The sequence below is a fragment of the Lentzea sp. NPDC051838 genome (assembly GCF_040681245.1).
Classification (GTDB): domain Bacteria; phylum Actinomycetota; class Actinomycetes; order Mycobacteriales; family Pseudonocardiaceae; genus Lentzea.
Window position 1 is genome coordinate 207,813 of sequence record NZ_JBFAYI010000011.1, and the last position, 18,252, is coordinate 226,064.

Annotated in this window: 15 protein-coding genes and 1 pseudogene; 5 read left to right on the plus strand and 11 right to left on the minus strand. The window is 67.8% G+C overall.

All coding sequences use genetic code 11. From position 1 onward, the window contains the following. The 3 genes from AB0M24_RS24585 to AB0M24_RS24595 form a co-directional block, all read right to left on the minus strand. Positions 1-1,917, minus strand: a complete 1,917-nt coding sequence (locus AB0M24_RS24585; protein ID WP_363772114.1) for an acetyl/propionyl/methylcrotonyl-CoA carboxylase subunit alpha — start codon at positions 1,915-1,917, stop codon at positions 1-3. Positions 1,918-1,919: 2 nt separating this feature from the next. Next, positions 1,920-3,509 carry a carboxyl transferase domain-containing protein gene (locus AB0M24_RS24590; RefSeq protein ID WP_363772117.1) on the minus strand — a complete coding sequence of 530 codons (1,590 nt, stop codon included), beginning with the start codon at positions 3,507-3,509 and terminating at the stop codon, positions 1,920-1,922. Positions 3,510-3,648: 139 nt separating this feature from the next. After that, positions 3,649-4,437, minus strand: coding sequence for an SGNH/GDSL hydrolase family protein (locus AB0M24_RS24595; RefSeq protein WP_363772120.1), 789 nt, complete (start codon positions 4,435-4,437; stop codon positions 3,649-3,651). A 163-nt stretch (positions 4,438-4,600) separates the two neighbouring features. On the opposite strand from AB0M24_RS24595, the gene AB0M24_RS24600 reads away from it, so the two are divergent. Both AB0M24_RS24600 and AB0M24_RS24605 read left to right on the plus strand, forming a co-directional pair. Then, complete coding sequence (locus AB0M24_RS24600; RefSeq protein WP_363772123.1) at positions 4,601-5,173, plus strand: TetR/AcrR family transcriptional regulator; 573 nt, start codon at positions 4,601-4,603, stop codon at positions 5,171-5,173. A 41-nt stretch (positions 5,174-5,214) separates the two neighbouring features. Further along, the gene (locus tag AB0M24_RS24605; protein WP_363772126.1) at positions 5,215-7,230 is read left to right on the plus strand and encodes a phospholipase A2; all 2,016 of its coding nucleotides are present in this window, start codon (positions 5,215-5,217) and stop codon (positions 7,228-7,230) included. Here AB0M24_RS24605 and AB0M24_RS24610 read toward each other — a convergent pair. From AB0M24_RS24610 to AB0M24_RS24625, 4 genes and pseudogenes are all read right to left on the minus strand, one after another. Continuing rightward, positions 7,190-8,026 (minus strand): annotated as a pseudogene (locus AB0M24_RS24610) (acyltransferase family protein); the annotation flags it as partial. The gene AB0M24_RS24605 and the pseudogene AB0M24_RS24610 overlap by 41 nt on opposite strands. Next, entirely contained in the window at positions 8,023-8,730 is a 708-nt protein-coding gene (locus AB0M24_RS24615) for an alpha/beta hydrolase (protein ID WP_363772129.1), read from the minus strand. The gene AB0M24_RS24615 and the pseudogene AB0M24_RS24610, both read right to left, overlap by 4 nt. A gap of 62 nt (positions 8,731-8,792) precedes the next feature. Then, positions 8,793-9,446 carry a response regulator transcription factor gene (locus AB0M24_RS24620; RefSeq protein WP_363772132.1) on the minus strand — a complete coding sequence of 218 codons (654 nt, stop codon included), beginning with the start codon at positions 9,444-9,446 and terminating at the stop codon, positions 8,793-8,795. Continuing rightward, complete coding sequence (locus AB0M24_RS24625) at positions 9,443-10,582, minus strand: histidine kinase (RefSeq protein ID WP_363772135.1); 1,140 nt, start codon at positions 10,580-10,582, stop codon at positions 9,443-9,445. Before AB0M24_RS24625 ends, AB0M24_RS24620 begins: the two co-directional genes overlap by 4 nt. Before the next feature lie 120 nt (positions 10,583-10,702). Here AB0M24_RS24625 and AB0M24_RS24630 point away from each other — a divergent pair, with 120 nt between their 5' ends. Beyond that, on the plus strand, positions 10,703-11,209 hold the full coding sequence (locus AB0M24_RS24630) for a hypothetical protein (RefSeq protein ID WP_355554743.1): 507 nt from the start codon (positions 10,703-10,705) through the stop codon (positions 11,207-11,209). Here AB0M24_RS24630 and AB0M24_RS24635 read toward each other — a convergent pair. Continuing rightward, the gene (locus tag AB0M24_RS24635; RefSeq protein WP_363772138.1) at positions 11,181-12,293 is read right to left on the minus strand and encodes an erythromycin esterase family protein; all 1,113 of its coding nucleotides are present in this window, start codon (positions 12,291-12,293) and stop codon (positions 11,181-11,183) included. The genes AB0M24_RS24630 and AB0M24_RS24635 overlap by 29 nt on opposite strands. 79 nt (positions 12,294-12,372) lie before the next feature. Here AB0M24_RS24635 and AB0M24_RS24640 point away from each other — a divergent pair, with 79 nt between their 5' ends. Beyond that, positions 12,373-13,059 carry a TioE family transcriptional regulator gene (locus tag AB0M24_RS24640; RefSeq protein WP_363772141.1) on the plus strand — a complete coding sequence of 229 codons (687 nt, stop codon included), beginning with the start codon at positions 12,373-12,375 and terminating at the stop codon, positions 13,057-13,059. On the opposite strand, the gene AB0M24_RS24645 is transcribed toward AB0M24_RS24640, so the two are convergent. Both AB0M24_RS24645 and AB0M24_RS24650 read right to left on the minus strand, forming a co-directional pair. Next, on the minus strand, positions 13,022-14,032 hold the full coding sequence (locus tag AB0M24_RS24645; protein WP_363772144.1) for a homoserine O-acetyltransferase: 1,011 nt from the start codon (positions 14,030-14,032) through the stop codon (positions 13,022-13,024). The two genes, AB0M24_RS24640 and AB0M24_RS24645, sit on opposite strands and share 38 nt — an antisense overlap. Further along, positions 14,032-15,318: a bifunctional o-acetylhomoserine/o-acetylserine sulfhydrylase gene (locus AB0M24_RS24650; RefSeq protein ID WP_363772147.1), complete on the minus strand. Its 1,287-nt coding sequence runs from the start codon at positions 15,316-15,318 to the stop codon at positions 14,032-14,034. Before AB0M24_RS24650 ends, AB0M24_RS24645 begins: the two co-directional genes overlap by 1 nt. Positions 15,319-15,507: 189 nt before the next feature. Between AB0M24_RS24650 and AB0M24_RS24655 the strand changes: the two genes are divergently transcribed. Beyond that, positions 15,508-16,515: a Gfo/Idh/MocA family oxidoreductase gene (locus AB0M24_RS24655; RefSeq protein ID WP_363772150.1), complete on the plus strand. Its 1,008-nt coding sequence runs from the start codon at positions 15,508-15,510 to the stop codon at positions 16,513-16,515. A gap of 102 nt (positions 16,516-16,617) precedes the next feature. Here AB0M24_RS24655 and AB0M24_RS24660 read toward each other — a convergent pair whose 3' ends face one another. Next, positions 16,618-17,838, minus strand: a complete 1,221-nt coding sequence (locus tag AB0M24_RS24660) for an IS110 family transposase (RefSeq protein ID WP_363772162.1) — start codon at positions 17,836-17,838, stop codon at positions 16,618-16,620. Positions 17,839-18,252: the final 414 nt, after the last annotated feature.

Here is an 18,252-nt window from a genome sequence, read left to right on the forward strand (position 1 = left end):
TCACTCCTCGTGAGAGACGACGAGGGCCAGCACCTGGTCGAGTGCGACCTGCTGGCCTGCTTGCACGTTCACTTCGGCGAGCACGCCGTCGACCGGCGCGGTCACGGTGTGCTCCATCTTCATGGCCTCGACCACGAACAACGCTTGACCGGCGGTCACCTCGTCGCCCTGGGACGCCCGCACCACCAGCACGGTGCCGGGCATCGGCGACTTCACCGGACCACCGGAGGCAGCGGCGCCACCACCGGCGGCGCCCACCAGGAACTCGGCCTCGGTCAACGCCCAGGAGGCGCCGTCGTGGCCGAGCCACAGCACATCGCCGTCGCGAGCGATCGCGTACCGGCGCGACCCGACGAACAGGTCCGCGCCATCCCGACGAGCCCGCGCACGAACCGGTTCTCCAGCGCCCACAACGACTTCATCGCCACGCACGCGCACGTCGACGTCGTTGATCCGCCACGTCGTCCACGCGTGCTCGCCGATGCGCCACCCGGACAGCTGGTCCCACGGGTCGTCGCCGACCGGCTCCAGCGAGCGCTCCAGGCCGGCCGCCACGTACACCTCGTCCGGAATCTCGGCCGTGGTCAACGAGTCCAGCTTCCGCTCCACCAGACCGGTGTCCAGCGCGCCGGAACGCACGTCCTCGTCGCGCAGCAACGCACGCAGGAACGGGATGTTCGTCGTGACGCCGAGCAGCACCATCTGACCGAGCGCGTGGTCCAACCGCCGCAACGCTTCCTCGCGAGTGCGGCCGTGCGCGATCACCTTGGCGAGCATCGGGTCGTAGTCCGAACCGACGACGAGTCCCTCGTACAGCCCGGAATCCACGCGGACCGACGTGGGCTCGCTGAGCGCGAGCACCCTGCCACCGGTCGGCAGGAAGCCGCGCGACGGGTCCTCGGCGTAGACCCGAGCCTCGACCGAGTGACCGGTCAGCGAAACCTCGAGGTCCAGCACCTCACCGGATGCGACCCGGAGCTGCCACTCGACCAGGTCGACGCCCGTGACCATCTCGGTCACCGGGTGCTCGACCTGCAGCCGCGTGTTCATCTCCATGAAGAAGTAGTCGCCGGTCGTACCGTCCACGATGAACTCGACCGTGCCCGCACCGACGTAACCGCAGGACTTCGCCGCGTCGACGGCAGCGGATCCCATCGCCTCGCGCACCTCTGGGGTGAGGAACGGCGAAGGCGCCTCCTCGATGATCTTCTGGTGTCGCCGCTGGAGGCTGCACTCCCGCTCACCGAGGTGGATCACGTTGCCGTGCGCGTCCGCGAGCACCTGGATCTCGATGTGCCGCGGGTTCGTGATGAACCGCTCGATCAGCAGCGTGTCGTCCCCGAACGACCCGCGCGCCTCCCGCCGTGCCGACTCGATCGCCTCGCGCAGCAGTGCTTCCTCGTGCACCAGCCGCATGCCCTTGCCGCCACCACCGGCGGAAGGCTTGAGCAGCACCGGAAAACCGATCTCCAGCGCGGCTTCGACGAGATCGTCGTCGGACATGCCGGAGCGCGTGCGGCCCGGCACCACGGGAACACCGGCCGCCGACACCGTCAGCTTCGCGCGGATCTTGTCGCCCATCGCGTCGATCGCCGACGCGGGCGGCCCGACGAAGACGATCCCCGCCTCAGAGCAAGCCGCCGCGAACGCCGTGTTCTCGGCCAGGAAGCCGTAGCCGGGGTGAATCGCCTGGGCGCCAGTGGAAACAGCGGCCGCGACGATCTTCTCGATGGACAGGTACGACTCACGAGCCGCCGCCGGCCCGATCCGCACGGCCTCGTCGGCCAGCCGGACGTGCAACGCATCGGCGTCCGCGTCGGAGTACACGGCGACGGAACGAATCCCGAGCGACCGCAACGCGCGGATCACCCGTACCGCGATCTCCCCGCGGTTCGCCACCAGAACGCTGTCGAACATGATCACATCCGGAAGACGCCGTAGGAAACATCGTCGATGGGGGCGTTGGCGGCAGCCGACAACGCGAGCCCGAGCACCATGCGCGTGTCGCGCGGGTCGATCACGCCGTCGTCCCACAGCCGCGCGGTCGAGTAGTACGGGTTGCCCTGGTCCTCGTACTGCTGGCGGATCGGCGCCTTGAACGCCTCCTCGTCCTCCGCGGACCACTCGTCACCGAGTTGGTCACGCCGGACCGTCGCGAGAACGGACGCCGCCTGCTCGCCACCCATCACGGAGATGCGCGCGTTCGGCCACATCCACAGGAAGCGCGGCGAGTACGCCCGGCCGCACATCGAGTAGTTGCCGGCGCCGAACGAGCCACCGATGATCACGGTGAACTTCGGGACCCGAGCGCAGGCCACCGCGGTGACCATCTTGGCGCCGTGCTTGGCGATGCCGCCCGCCTCGTACTCGCGGCCGACCATGAACCCGGTGATGTTCTGCAGGAACACCAGCGGGATCGACCGTTTGTCGCACAGCTGGATGAAGTGCGCGCCCTTGACCGCGGACTCCCCGAACAGGATGCCGTTGTTGGCGACGATGCCGACCGGGTGGCCGTGGATGCGCGCGAAGCCCGTGACGAGCGTGGCGCCGTACTCCTTCTTGAACTCCTGGAACTTCGAGCCGTCCACGACCCGCGCGATGACCTCGCGCACGTCGTAGGGCGTCCGGGAATCCGTTGGCACGACACCGAAAAGATCGTCGGTGACGGCGGGAGCCTCGACCGGTGAGACGTCCCACGGCCGCTGCACGCGCGGGCCGAGCGTCGAGATGATCGAGCGGACCATCCGCAGCGCGTGCGCGTCGTTCTCGGCGAGGTGGTCGGTGACGCCGGACGTGCGCGAGTGCAGGTCGCCGCCACCGAGATCCTCAGCTGAAACGACCTCGCCGGTCGCGGCCTTCACCAGCGGCGGACCGCCGAGGAAGATCGTGCCCTGGTTCCGCACGATGATCGCCTCGTCGCTCATCGCCGGCACGTACGCGCCGCCGGCGGTGCACGAACCCAGCACGGCGGCGATCTGCGGAATGCCGCGCGCCGACATCGTGGCCTGGTTGTAGAAGATCCGGCCGAAGTGCTCGCGGCCCGGGAACACGTCGTCCTGCTTCGGCAGGAACGCGCCGCCGGAGTCGACCAGGTAGACGCACGGCAGGTTGTTCTGCAGTGCGACTTCCTGCGCGCGCAGGTGCTTCTTGACCGTGATCGGGTAGTAGGTGCCGCCCTTGACCGTGGCGTCGTTCGCGACGATCACGCACTCACGGCCGGACACCCGCCCGACGCCCGTAATGATGCCCGCGGCCGGTGCCTCGTCGCCGTACATGCCGTTCGCGGCCAGCGGCGACAGCTCCAGGAACGGCGAGCCGGGGTCGACCAGCGTGTCGACCCGCTCGCGGGGCAGCAGCTTGCCGCGGTCGACGTGCCGCTGACGGGCCTTCTCGGGACCGCCCAGAGCGGCGGTGGCGAGCTTGCCGCGCAGCTCGTCGACGAGCGCGGCGTGCTCCTTGGCGTAGCGGTCCGACGGTTCGGCTGCGCTGCGCAGGGCGGGTGCGTCCATGCTCCCCAGACCTCAGGTTAGCGGGCGTTAACTTCCTCATGTTAGCGCCCGCTAACCTAGCGGTCCACCGGAACGGCTCAAGAGTGACCCGAACGCAGGTCAAGCACCTTTTCGGGCACTCCCACGTTCCGGAATCAACCTAGCCGATGACGCTCTGGAGCGCGGGCAGGTAACCGCTGCGGTGCCCGTTCTGGTTCGGGTGGTACGACTCCTCGACCGGCCAGCTGAGGCTGTTCAGCCACCAGCTCGACGAGCAGATCTCATGCCCGGTGAACGCCCCGCGCACGTCGACGTAGCTGAACCCGGCCGCACCGGCCCGCGCGCTGATGCCCGCGTGCAGCGCGTCGGCACCCGAGTTGATCGCGGCTCGCTTGGTGTCGCTCAGCCCGACGTTGCAGGAGCCTGGCACCTTGTAGAGGCGCGGGTAGCCGAGGACGACGACCTTCGCGGACGGCGACTTCGACCTGACCGTTCCGTAGACGTTGTTGAGCAGTCCGGGAAGCGTGTTCTGGATGTAGGCCTTCGACTGGTTCACCCGATTGATGCAGTCTTGGTCTGAACCAAAAGTACAAGTCGTGACCACGTCGGTGAAGCCCGCGTCGTTGCCGCCGACCTGCAGCGTGACCAGCGTGGTCGAGGCCGTGAGCGACGAGACCTGGTTGTTCAGGACGTCGGATGTTCGCGCGCCGGAGCAGGCGACGGACTTGAAGCTGGCCGGTGCGTGCGAGGCCGCCCAGAGCGCCGGATAGGCGAGCGGACCGCGCTTGCAGCTGCCGCTGGAACCGTCGTACGAGCCCGTACCCAGGCCCGATGCGTACGAGTCGCCCAGCGCGACGTAGTTGACGGCGGCCGCGCTCGCGGGGTTGGCGAGCGCGATGACGGCCGCGGCGGCGGTGACCACCGAGGCGAGGAAGTGAGCAGGACGCATCGAAGACTCCCGAAGGGGCCGCAGGGGGTGATGCATTGCACGGCAATGGTTACCCACGAGTAAGACCTGTGTGAAGTATTCGTGAAGAGTCAACATTTGGGTCTTGTACCTGCGGAAATTCCACCCATCGGACGACTAGGTAAACGGCTGCTAACCTCCCGGTGTGGCCGAGAAACCCTCACGTCGGGACCAGATCCTCACCGCCGCGGCCGAGCTCTTCGCGCGGCACGGCTTCCACGGCGTGGGCATCGACGACATCGGCGCTGCCGTCGGCATCTCCGGCCCGGCGCTCTACCGCCACTTCCGCAGCAAGGACGCGATGCTCGGCGAGATGCTGACGTCGATCTCCGAACGGCTGCTCGACGGGGGCCAGGCGCGGGTGGACGCGGCGACGACCGCTGACGAGGCGCTGCAGGCCCTGGTCGGCTGGCACGTCGACTTCGCGCTGGACGACCCGGCTCTCATCACCGTGCAGATGCGCAACCTGGCGAACCTCACCGACCCTGACCGCCGGCGCGTGCGGGCCTTGCAGCGCCGGTACGTCGAGGTGTGGGTGGAGACGATCAGGCGCACGGTGCCCGACTTCGACGAACCCACCGCGCGAGCAGCGGCGCACGCGGTGTTCGGGTTGATCAACTCGACCCCGCACAGCGCGCACCTCGACCGCGACCAGATGGCGGCGCTGTTGTCGCGCATGGCACTCGCGTCACTCACACCGGTCGTCGTGACCTCGTGAATTGGCGATCAACCGAGACACTTCCGTAACCTGGCGCGACAATGGGCGCGCGCACACTCCTCCTCCGACTCCCGGCCTGGTTCCGGTTCACGGTGATCACGCTCGCGGTGTTCGTGTGCGGGGTCGTCGCCTCGCGCCCCGCGACCGGCTCCGAGGGCTTACCTCCCAACGCTGACGTGATCGCCGCGGCCAACGCCGTCAACGCGTTCATCGCGCCGTCCGCGACCCACGATCCGATCATCAACCTGCCGTCGGACTTCGCGCGGGACATGGGCCGTGACCCGAAGACGATCGCGGCGCCGGACGGGACGCTGCGGGTGGTCGACGCGTCCGGTGGCTGCTCGGGACCCGCCGGTGACACCGAGTGGGACTTCAGCGCGGCCTGCCGGGCGCACGATCTGGGCTACGACCTGCTGCGCTACGCCGAGCACAAGGGACAGCCGCTCGGGCAGCAGGCGCGCAAGGCGTTGGACGATCGGCTGGCCGCGGACCTGCACACGCAGTGCCGGCTGAACCCGCGTGGCTCCGAGTCCAGCTGTCACGCCGTGGCCGAGACCTACGCGCTGGGGCTGAAGTTCAACTCGTGGCGGCAGCGGTGGGGGCCACCGGGGCACGAACCCGTGGTGGCGTGGGCGTTCGGCAGTGCGGTCGTGGTGTTCCTCCTGCTGGCAAGGCTCCACGGCCGTCGCCGGGAGGACCAGCCCTCCACCACCGCCCCGGTCGTACAAGATCGCTACGCCACGTTCCTGAGGCTGTTCAGCCTGGCGGCGCTGGTCCTCGGCGAGACCGTCGCGACGCTCGCACATCTGCGCGGCGTCGGCACTCCGTGGTTGTGGGCGCTGCAAGCGGTGCCGTTGTTCTTCTTCGCCGGTGGGCACGCGAACCTGCGGTCCTGGCAGGAGCACCAGGGCGGGTTCGGCTGCTGGGTGTCGTCACGGACGTCGTGGCTGCTGCGGCCGGTGCTGGCGTTCGTGTTGCTGTGGGTGGTGCTGTTCGCGGCGTTGAACCTGCTGGACGTGCGGGTCGACGCGTACAGCCGGCTGATCACGCATCCGTTGTGGTTCCTGGGGGTCTACCTGCTCGCGGTGGCCGCCACGCCCGCCGCCGCGTGGCTGCACGAGCACTTCCGCCGCACCACGCCGTTCGTGCTGACGCTCGTGACGCTCACGGTCGAGGTCGCGCGGACGTCCACCGACTGGAAGACCGGCGGGTACGTCAACCTGATCGTCGGCGCGTTGCTGATGCAGCAGGTCGGGTTCTTCTACGCGGACGGCACGTTGCAGCGGATCTCGCGGCGGGTGCTGGCGGCGCTGGGCGCGATCACGTTGCCCGCGCTGGTGTTCTTCAGCGACTACCCGCGCTCGATGATGGTGCTCGGGGTGGCGCAGGTGTGCCTGGCGCTGCTGGCGCGCGGGCGTGTCACGGCGTGGCTCGAGGGTCGTTCGTGGCACGTCGTGAACTTCGCGCGCCGGGCACCGATGACGGTGTACCTGGCCTATCTGGCCGGAGTCGGCGCTGTGGTCGGGTTGCTCGGGCTCACCCAAGCGCCGATCTGGTTGGTGTTCCTGCTGCTGCCGCTCGTGCTGGTGTTCCACCGGTTCGAGGCGCGCAAGGTCCGGCTCCCGCGGTTGCCGCACGAGTCGCACCGGACTCGGTTGGCGACGGCGATGGGTGTGTCGTTCGGGACGTTGGGCGTGCTCGGGTTCGTGGTGAGCGGGTTCCTCGGCGACGGGACGCTGGTGCTGCTGCCGGTGGATCCTCTGCAGAACCTCATCCACCTGCTGCTCGGCTGGTACCTGATCCACACCGCGCGCACCGGCAGCTGCGACACCCGGTTGCCGTGGCTGCTCACGGCGCTGGCGTGCGTTCCGCCGATGCTGGCACTGGATCCGACGCCGCCGGTGGTGGTGCTGCACGCCGTGGCGATCGGCCTTGCAGTGCTCGGAGCCATCCCCAGGTCACGACCGCGAACGCCGGCAGCCACAGCAGTCGTTGCCACACCCAGCCCGGATGATCTGGTGGCAGCTGGAGCCACGGCAGGGCCAGGACCACGGTGATCAGCGCGCTCTGATGCGCGAGGAAGATCCCCAACGCCCGTTTGTTCAGCCACCGCACGGGTTTCGTCGTGCCGAAGCGGGTCAGCAACGGCGCGATCGTCAGCACCAGGCCGATCTGGGCGAACGCCAACGCCAACGTCGCGTAGTTCGGCGGGTTGAGGTTCGAGACGGCCGCCCCGGGAATGCCCACCGCGGACAAGGGATAGCCACCGAACTTCGTCAGCAAAGCGTACCCGACCACGCCCGTGATCAGCAGCGGCAGACCGGAGATCTTCCTGCGCGCCAACGAGTAGCCGAGCTGCCACGCCGCCCACCACACCGCGTACGGGAGCACGAACACCAGCGCCACCGGGACGAGCACACCCCACGAGTACTCGTCCAGCTTGCGCACCAGCGGTTTCATCGCCAACAGGACCAGGTACACGCCCAGGAACCACAACGGCGTCGTGACGAGGAACCCGATGTTGTAGGCCGATCCCTGGTCGACACCGCGCATCGACAGTCCGAAGAGGACAGCGGCCCACACGCCGAGCATCAGCGACGTCGGCACGGCAAGCTGCTTCAACCGGACCAGAAACGGCGTCTTCGAGTGAGCCGCCGCGAAACCGCCCACGAAGAAGAACAGGCCGAGCGTCTGCAGCACCCACGAAAGCGGTGTGAGACCGGGTAAGTGTTTGAGCGGGCTGTCGATGTACATGCCGGTCGGTGTGTCGACCAGTGCGGTCACCAGCCAGTGCCCGAGGACAACGGTGACGACCGCGATGGCCCGCACGGCATCGATGAACGGATTCCTCACGACTTCTGCTCCCCAGAAGAGATTCGGACGAGCGCGGCGAGCGTGGCGGTCCCTGGTTCGTAGTAGGTGTCGTGCTTCCCGCCCTCGAACCGCAACACCGTCGCCCCGAACCCCTCGCTCACCGGGTCGGTGCCGTGGCCGAGGTCGAACAGCCGGACGTTGGGCACGAACCGCATCCAGTCCCCGCTCGACCTCAATGCCCAGACGCGAGCCTTGGTCCCCAGCTCCGACACCGAACTCGCCCGCACACCAGGACTTCCGGTGAACACGATGTCGTCGACGTCCAGCTCGTGCGCCGCCATTGCCACCACGACCGAGCCGTAGCTGTGCCCGAACACGTGGATACGAGCGTTGGTGCGCAACGAACGCACGAAGTCCACGAGCGCCGAAGCACCCTGACGCGCCAGCCCACCGGTAGCCGCGTCCACCCCAAGTCCTTGCGGCGTCCGGTATCCGAGCCACGCGATCACCGCGAGGTCGGAACGGTGAGCCTGCTCGTACAGGTTCGTCGCCATCTTCCCGACGGTCCGGTCGAACCGGTCGACGTCCACGTCGGATCCGGGCACGACGACCACGACGTCACGTGCGGTGGCCAGGTCACCGACGATCGCGACCCGGCGGGCGACGTCGGCACGCCACTCGGCGATCGACGGCGTGACCGACGGAACGGCGATCAGCAGGAGGAACAGGACGGCTCGGCGCATGAACCGAAGCTAGGAAGACGACATCCTCCGAATCGTCCCTCTGACGTGCTGTTTCCAGGCCACTACCCCGGTACTACGAGCCCGCTCTCGTAAGCCGCGATGACCGCCTGGGCCCGGTCGCGCAACCCGAGTTTGGTCAGCACGCGGCTCACGTGCGTCTTGACGGTCTGCTCGGCGAGCACGAGATGCGCGGCGATCTCGGTGTTCGACAGGCCCTGCGCGATCAGCACGAGGATCTCGGTCTCCCGTTCGGTCAACGCCGAGAGCTGCGCCGGCCGGACGCGTTCGGTGCGACGAGAGCGAACGAAGTCCTCGATCAGCCGCTTCGTGATCGACGGTGCGAGCAGTGCTTCTCCCGCCGCCACAACGCGAACGGCGTTCAGCAGCTCACGGGCGGGCGCGTGCTTGAGCAGGAACCCGCTCGCCCCGGCCTGCAACGCCTCGTAGACGTAGTCGTCGAGGTCGAACGTCGTCAGCACGAGAACCTTGGCCTCGACAGCCCCGTCGAGCAACAGGCGAGTCGCGGTCAGTCCGTCCATCTCGGGCATGCGGATGTCCATCAGCACGACGTCCGGCCGAACGTTGCGCGCGAGTGCGACGCCCTCCACGCCGTTGCCCGCGGAGCCGACGACCTCGATGTCGTCCTGGGCGTCGAGCAGCGCGGAGAACCCCTCGCGCACCATCTCCTGGTCGTCGACCACGACCACCCTGATCACTTGTCCCCCAACGGAATCCGCGCACGCACCATGAATCCGCCGTCGTCGGTGGACTTCACGGTCAGCGTGCCCCCGTGCACCGCCACGCGCTCACGCATTCCTACCAGGCCCTGCCCGCTGCCACCGCCCATGGACGGCCCGCCGGCGGTATTGATGACGATCACGTCCAGCTGACCGTCGTTCTTGTGCACGTGGACGGACGCCCTGGAGCCGGGCGCGTGCCTGGTGGCGTTCGTGAGCGCCTCCTGCACGATCCGGTACGCGGTGAGCCCGACCGCCTCCGGAACGTCGTCCACGTCGACCTCAGCCTCGTCGCCGGGCCTCGTCAGCTCCGGTATGCGGCTGATGCCCGGCTGCGGTTCGCGTTCCGGCTGCTGGCCGTTGGTCCTGAGCACGCCCAGCAGCCGTTGCATGTCGGTGATCGCCTCACGCGCTGCCTCACCGAGCTCGGCGAACTCCTTCTCAGCTTCTTCGTTGAGTCCTTTCAGGCGGTAGGGCGCGGTCTCGCACCGGACAACCACCATCGACATGTGGTGTGCCACGACGTCGTGCATCTCGCGCGCGATGCGGGCACGTTCCTCAAGAGCAGCCTTGGATCCGCGTTCTTCTTCGAGCTCGCGTTCAGCCCGTCCACGTGCACCGAACAGGTAGACGACAGCCACGATCAACGGCACGTAGAACGCCAGAGCAGCCCGTTGAGGCTCGGCGAACGGCACGATCGCCATCGTGATCAGCGCGACGGTGACGACGATCGGTCGCGAGTAGAAGGCCGCGACCGCGATCAGGACCGGGATGACCGTCCAGTACTGGAACGCCGCGGCCCGCTCGTCCGGCAGCAGGAAACTGACGAAGAAGAACCCCGGCGCCGCCAGGCGCCAGGCGTAGAGCGGGGACCAGATCGCCAGCACGTACGGGACGAGGGTGACGACGAAGATCAGCACCCACCAGCCGTCGCCGCGGTCCGGCGCACCGCCCGGGAGCACGCGGTCCACGTACTCGACGCTGCCGATGATCGCCCAGACGAAGCCGTAGATGATCAGCGCGGCGTGCACCGGGACGCGGAACCGGCCGAGCACTTTCGCGAGCACGCGGGTGCGGTCGGGTCCGAGGATCGTTCGGTAGAGCGCTGGGAACACCACCCGATGCTAGGTGGATCCGCTGATTCCCACATTGACCTGCGGAGTGACATACCCCGGTAGCACTCTGATCAAGATGGGGCATTGCGAACGCGTCACACCGCGCGGTAGGCAGTACCTGTGAGACCACCACAGGATCCAGATCGCTGGGCACGGCTGACCGCCGTGGCCGGTGAGGCGCTGGCCGCGGCCAGGGCCGGTGAGGACGCTGTGGCGGTGGACCTCGTGACCGGCTACCTCAGCGGGTCTCCCGAGGGCAACGAGGAGATCCGTGAGCTGGTGCTGCTGCTGTTCGCCGAGTGCAGCAGCATGGTCGGCGCGCTCGGCTCCGGCGGTGCCACGCCGGTGAAGATGCAGGTGTTCGACGAGGACGGCAACGAGGTCCAGATCGACGACGCGGACCCGCCCGTGCGCACGGCGATCCGGGCGTTGCTGGCCGAGGTGCACGGCGACCAGGACGCGGCGTCCGAGCAGATCGAGATCGCCCTCGCCAACGGCCAGCCGCAGGAGCTCGCGACCGTCGTTTTACAAGCCCTGCGGTGGACGTTGAAGCTGGCGATCGAGTGCGAGACGCGCGACCTGCCCGTCGCGCCCTGGATCACCGCGTCACTGGACGACCAACCCTGACGTGCAGCAGAGCGTCCACACCGGCCAGCAGGTGCTGGTCGAGCGGGAAGTGGTGCCAGAGTTCCTCGGCGTCCGCACGCGTCGGACCCTGCGGTTTGTCCTTCGTCAGGCCCCAGGTGGTGAATCGGCTCTGCAACTGGCCTTCCAGGGTTGCTTTGTCCGGTTCGCCCAGTCCGAAGCTGTCGTTGCGGCCGAGGCTGCCCGCGATGACCGTGTACTGGTCGCCCAGCACCGGCGCCACTAGCGCGCCCGCGGAGAACCACTCGATCCGCTCGCCCGCCATCTCCATGCTGCTGTTGGTGCGCTGCAGGTGGGCGTTGTGGGCGTGCACGAACGTCGGTCCCCTGCCCGCCTCGCGCCTCCTGATCTCCAGCAGGTTGCGGGCCATGACGCCGTCGCGCATCTGACACAGCCTGGTGAGCCGCACGCCCAACGGGTTCTCCTCGGCGCACTCCCGGTGGTACTGCAGGAGGCTCAGCCCGGCCCTGAGGTGGGTCTCCGCCCGAGCCCAGGCGTCGTCGACCTTCTCCTGCCGGTACAACCGCTGGAGGAGCTCGGTGCCGATCTCGCGGAACCTGATGGCCTCATCGGAGCGGCCGGGTGACCGGGTGAGGTCCATGACGGCCTCGTCCCGACTCCACTTCTCGTCGTCGGTGCTCAGGTCCACGTCCACGCCCAGGTAGTCCCTGGCGTGCTCCAGGTAGGGACGAGGGCTGGGCGCGCTGGTCGTCTCGGTCTGGAAGTCGAAGCCGTGGAACGCCAGCTTGTCCTCTTGGGGCTTGTCCGCGTTGTACTCGCGCATCCACGCGACCAGCTCGCGGTTGGCCGGCCACTCACCGAACCGGTGCGAGAAGCCTTCCTTCATCACCGTGTCGAGGTCGCCGGGCCCGCCGTGGACGTAGTCGTTCACTCGCATGCCCCGGATGCGGCAGGTTTCGAGGGCGATCGACCGGTACCCCAGCGCGGCCAGCTGCTCGAACAGCTCGTTGCGGATCCAGGTGTGGGCGTGCTCCAGGTGCGTCGGCTCGCCGAACGCCAAGAGCTCGGTGAAGGGACTGATGAACTCGCGAATGTCCTGGCTCATGTGGTTCAACCGTAACATTGAAACGTCTGTTGAGACTTTGGTGCGTTCCTAGCTGCTGGATGGCTCTAAAGTCTCAACCGTGCGCCCCTCCGACCTAGCCCGCGAGCACGGCCTGTCGACCCAGGCCGTTCGCAACTACGAGGAGTCCGGCTTCCTCCCGCCGGCCGAGCGCACCCCGTCCGGCTACCGCGTCTACACGGCGATCCACGCCTCCGCCCTGCGCGCGTTCGTGGCCCTCATCCCCGCCTTCGGCCACGCTCGTGCCGGTCAGGTCATGGTGCTGGTCCACGCAGGTTCGCTGGACGACGTGCTGCTGACCATCGACCGCGGCCACGAGCAGCTCCTGCGCGACCGGGAGACGTTGAACTCGGTGAGCCGCGCGGTCGAGGACCTGACCGGCTTCGAGCCGGTGCTGGAACCGCGCTCGATCGGCGAGCTGGCACGGCGCCTGGACGTCACTCCGGCGACCTTGAGGGCGTGGGAGGAAGCCGGAATCCTCGTGCCGTCCCGCGAACGCACCGGCTACCGCACCTTCACCGCAGAGGACGTCCGCGACGCCGAGCTCGCCCACCTGCTGCGGCGCGGCGGCTATCCGTTGGCGCGCATAGCTTTGGTGGTCTCGCAGATCCGGACGGCGGGCGGCACCGACACGTTGGCCGCCGCCCTGACCGACTGGCGCCGTCGTCTCACCACACGAGGCCTGGCGATGCTCACCGCCTCCGCCCGGCTCAGCGAGTACCTGACCGCACGGGAACAAGCTCCCTGACCAGCGCGCCGACCTGCTCGCTCTCGATCAGGAACGCGTCGTGCCCGTACGGCGACTCGATCACCCTGACGTCATCCGCTCCAGGGATGCCCTCGGCGAGTTCTTCCTGCTGCGCCAACGGATACAGCCGGTCGGAGTCCACCCCGGCCACCAACGTGCGCGCCTTGACTCGGTGGAGCGCCTGCTTGATGCCGCCTCTCCCGCGCCCGACATCGTGCGAGTTCATCGCTTCCGTGAGCGTGACATAGCTGGCCGCGTCGAACCTCCTGGTCAGCTTGGCCGCGTGGTGGTCCAAATAGGACTCGACCTCGAACCTGCCGTCTCGCTCTTCCCTCCCGAACCTGGCCTGCAGCTCTTGTTCGGACCGGTAGCTGATGTGTGCGATCCGCCGCGCAACCCCAAGCCCTTCAACAGAATTGGCCCTGATCGCGTGCAACTGCGCGCTCGCCAGCCCAATCTGCTCAGCGGACGCCGCCGCAGTAGTGGCAAGCAGCAGAAGGGATTGCACCCGATCGGGCTCGCCTACAGCCCACTCGACCGCGCGCATGCCACCCATCGAGCCGCCGAGTACAGCAGCCCATTGCTGGACACCGAGGAAATCCGCGAGATGAACCTCGGCCCGCACCTGATCGCGAATCGTCAGGACCGGAAAGTCCGGGAACTGCCACGGCCCGGTGCTCCCCTGACACCCGCCCAGCACGTTGGGCGCCACCACGAAGAAACCGTCGAGCGGCCTTCCTCGGCCCACCAGCGCGTCCCACCAGCCCGGCGTGGGGTGACCCGGCTCCACGCCCCCGGCGACATGACTGTCGCCAGTGAGGGCGTGGAGCACGAGCACCGCGTTGGAGGCCTCCGCGTTCAAGGTCCCCCACGTCTCGTACGCGAGCTGGAAACCCGGCAGTCCCCCGAACGGCGCGGTGTGACTGAACCACTTCCGCCGCCCGTTCGGATCCCCGAACCGCCAGCCGCCCACTACAACTCCGACTTGGCCGCGGTGAAGCCGGCCTCCAAGTCCGCCTTGAGGTCCTCCAGCCCTTCCAGCCCGACCGACAACCGCACCAACCCAGGTGTGACACCGGTGACCAGCTGCTCCTCGGCCGTCAACTGGCTGTGCGTGGTCGAGGCGGGATGCACGATCAACGACCGCACGTCGCCGATGTTCACCAACTGGCTGAACAAACTCGTCCCGTCCACGAACGCCCTACCGGCCTCAACCCCACCACGCAGCTCAAAACTCACCACCGCACCCGCCCCCTTGGGCAGGTACTTCTGCGCGGCAGCGTGGAACGGAGACGACTGGAGCCCGGCGTAGTGGACCTTCTCCACCTCGTCCCGCTCCTCCAACCACTCCGCAAGCGCTTGCGCGTTCTGCACGTGCCGCTCGATCCGCAGCGACAACGTCTCGATCCCTTGAATCACCAGAAAACTGGTCAACGGCGCGATAGCCGCCCCCGTGTCCCGCAACCCCTGCACCCGCAACTTCGCCGCGAACGCCCCGTGCCCGATCACCGGCCAGTACCGCAACCCGTTGTAACTCGGGTCGGGCTCGTGGAAGTCCGGGAACCGCTCCGCGCCGTACTCGAACTTCCCGCCGTCCACCACCACACCGGCAATGGCCGTCCCATGACCACCCAGGTACTTCGTGGCGGAGTGGATGACGATGTCCGCACCGTGCTCCAGCGGCTTGAGCAGGTACGGCGTCGGCACGGTGTTGTCGACGATCAGCGGTATGCCGTTCTCGTGCGCAACGCCCGCAACGCCCTCGATGTCCAGCACATGACTGCGCGGATTCGCCAGCGACTCCCCGAAGAACAACTTCGTGTTGGGCCTGACCGCCGCCCGCCACGCCTCGAGGTCGTCCGGATCGTCCACAAACGACACTTCGATCCCGAGCTTGGGCAACGTGTAGTGGAACAGGTTGTACGTCCCGCCATACAGCGAGGCACTCGACACCAGATGATCCCCGGCCCGCGCCAGGTTCAGAATCGCGGCCGTCTCCGCGGCCTGCCCAGAAGCGAACGCAACAGCCGCCACGCCTCCCTCAAGCGCGGCAACCCGCTTCTCCAGCACGTCCTGCGTGGGATTGTTGATGCGCGTGTAGATGTTCCCGGGCTCAGCCAGCGCGAACAGATCCGCCCCGTGCTGCGTGTCCCTGAAAACATACGACGTCGTCTGATAAATCGGCGTGGCGCGAGCACCAGTGGCCGGATCGGGCGCGGCACCCGCGTGAATCTGCGCAGTCTCAAAGGACCAGGACATGGCTGTGCTCCGTCTGTCGGCTCGATTCGGGATCTGGGATCAACCGGAGCAACGACAAGCCATGCTGGTGACGCGCACGAAATCCACGTGGCGTCGGCTAACCAGCAGCTTGCTCATACCCAACGAACCTAGAGCCCACGTGAGCGCTCCAACACCCCGTCCAACCTTTGAGACGCCTAGTCTGACCACATGCGCACAGCTCTGGTCGGCTACGGACTAGGAGGGGCGGCCTTCCACGCCCCGTTCATCGCGGCAACCCCCGGTCTGGAACTCTCCGCCGTGGTAACCGCGAACCCGGCCCGCCAAGCCGAGGTCGCAGAGCGCTACCCCACCACCCGACTCCTGTCCTCTCTGGACGAAGTCTGGAACGGCGGCTTCGACCTGGTGGTGATCACCACCCCGAACCGCTTCCACGCAACCCACGCCCGCCAGGTCCTGGAACACGGCCTGAACGTAGTGGTCGACAAACCCTTCGCAGCCTCCTCCGCAGAGGCCCGCGCCCTGGCCTCAATCGCCTCCTCCAGAGGCCTGATGCTCGTCCCGTTCCACAACCGCCGCTGGGACGGCGACTTCCTGACCGTCCAAAAGCTCCTTTCCTCCTCGGCCCTGGGCAAGGTGCACCGCTTCGAGTCCCGCTTCGAGCGCTACCGCCCAGAAATCAAGTCCTCCTGGAAAGAGTCAGGCGACCCAGCAGACCTGGGCAGCATCCTCTTCGACCTGGGCACCCACCTGGTCGACCAGTCAGTAGCCCTCTTCGGCCGCCCGAAGTCCGTAACAGCAGAAATCGCCACCGTCCGCCCAGGCGCCCGAGCCGACGACGACGTCTTCCTCTCCCTGTCCCACGAAAACGGCGTCCGCTCCCACCTCTGGATGAGCGCCCTGGCAGCCGACCTGGGCCCACGCTTCCGAGTCCTCGGCCACGACGCCGCCTACGTCAAATACGGCATGGACCCGCAAGAAGACCGCCTGAAAGCAGGCGAAACCCCAGCAGGCCCGGGCTGGGGCGAAGAACCAGAATCAGCCTGGGGCACCCTGGGCGGCAAGCCAATCGAAACCGAACCAGGCGCCTACCAGAACTTCTACGCAGCAGTAGCCACTGGCACAGCCCCAGTCTCCCCGCAAGACGCAGTAACGGGCCTGGAAGTAATCGAGGCAGCCAAGCAGTCAGCCACAACAGGCGACTCGGTCCCGCTTTAACGCCGAAGGCGACCATCAAGCCCGAGGCCGAAGGCGAGGCGACCCAAAGGCGAAGCCGAGGAGTCTTTGGCGACGCCGAAGACATCCCAGTTGCTAGGGCTGTCAAGCGGCGGCGGTGTGGTGCTGCGGCCAGGCGGTGGTCTCGTTGTAGTGGGTGCGGGTTTTGAGGCAGCCGTGCAGGATGCCGACGAGGCGGTTGGCGAGTTGGCGTAGTGCGGCGTTGTGGGTGAGTCCTCGGGCGCGTTGGCGCTGGTAGTAGGTGCGGGCGCCGGGGCTGACCCGCATGGCGACGAAGGCCTGGGCTTGTAGTGCGTCGATCAGCCGGTCGTTGTGGACGTGGCGGGCGTGAACGCTGCGTTTCTTGCCGGAGGCGATGGTGATCGGGCTGGTGCCGGCGTAGTTCTTGCGTGCTTTCGCGGTGGCGTAGCGGGCAGGGTCGTCTCCGAACTCGGCGAGCACCCGAGCGCCGAGAATCGTGCCGATCCCCGGCTGGGACAGCACGATCTCAGCGTCCGGGTGCCGGCCAAAATGGGCCTCGACCTCGTCCTGCAGAACCGCGATCTGCTCAGCCAGCGTGGCCAGGATCGCGATCGTGGCACGAGTGGTCGCGGCGTAAGCGGAACTCACCACGGCCGGTTGTTCGAGCTGCTCGCTGCGCAGCGCAGCCTGGATCCCAGCGGCCTTGGTGTCGACGTCACGCCGCCGCGCCCGTGCCAGCGCACCGCGGATCTGGTTGAACGACAACCTCTTCGCGCTGTCCGGATCAGACGCCCGGCCCAAAAGCTCCAGCGTGTCCGGCGCGTCCAGATCAGCGAACGCCACCAGCGCCGCGGGAAAGTACTCCCGCAACGCGCTGCGCAGCCGCAGCGTGTGACGGGTCCGGTCCCAGATCAGCGTCTTGTGCACCCTGGCGACCACCTTGATCGCCTCAACCTCCGCACTGTCCCCCGCGACCGGCCGCAACTGGTGAGCATCCGTGCGCACCATGTCCGCCAGCACGTGCGCGTCCCCCGCGTCGCTTTTCGCACCCGACACCGCGTGCCGATCCCGGAACCGCGCCACCGACAACGGATTCACCGCGAACACCGCATACCCGGCGGCGATCAGAGCCGCGACCCACGGACCCCGATCGGTCTCGATCCCGACCCGCACCTGCACATCCTCGACATCCACATCACCCGCGTGCTCGGCCAGCAACGCGTGCAACCGGGCCATCCCGGCCACACCCTCCGGCAACCGCGCCCTGGCCAGCCGACGCCCACCGACATCCATCACCTCGACGTCATGGCGATCCTCGGCCCAGTCATCGCCCACCACCAGCAGCATCGCGTCCTCCCGCCTCGCATCAGCAGCAACTCGGGAGAACCCTCGGCGACCTAATGAACAGTGCTCACACCCGAGGATGGGCACGACATCCCAGCAGCGATCACGTTCTCCCGGCACCAGCGAGGGCACGATCTTCGGCAAGGACTCACACGTCCAGGCGAGCAGAGTGCTCACCCACCAGCGCTACCAGGAACGAGCCTGCCAGACGACCGGCCCACCACTCATTAGGCGAGCTGCTTGAAACGTGCGCTCCGGCGGGCCCCGTCACGAGTCGTGGCTGAACGTCTGCCGCGCCAGGGAGGGGAGGTCAAGTCGACACGCTTTTCGTCGACTTGACCTCCCCTCCCCGGTGTGGCTCGCTCCGACGCGACTCGTGACGGGGGCCACCGGACCGCACCACCTACGCAACAG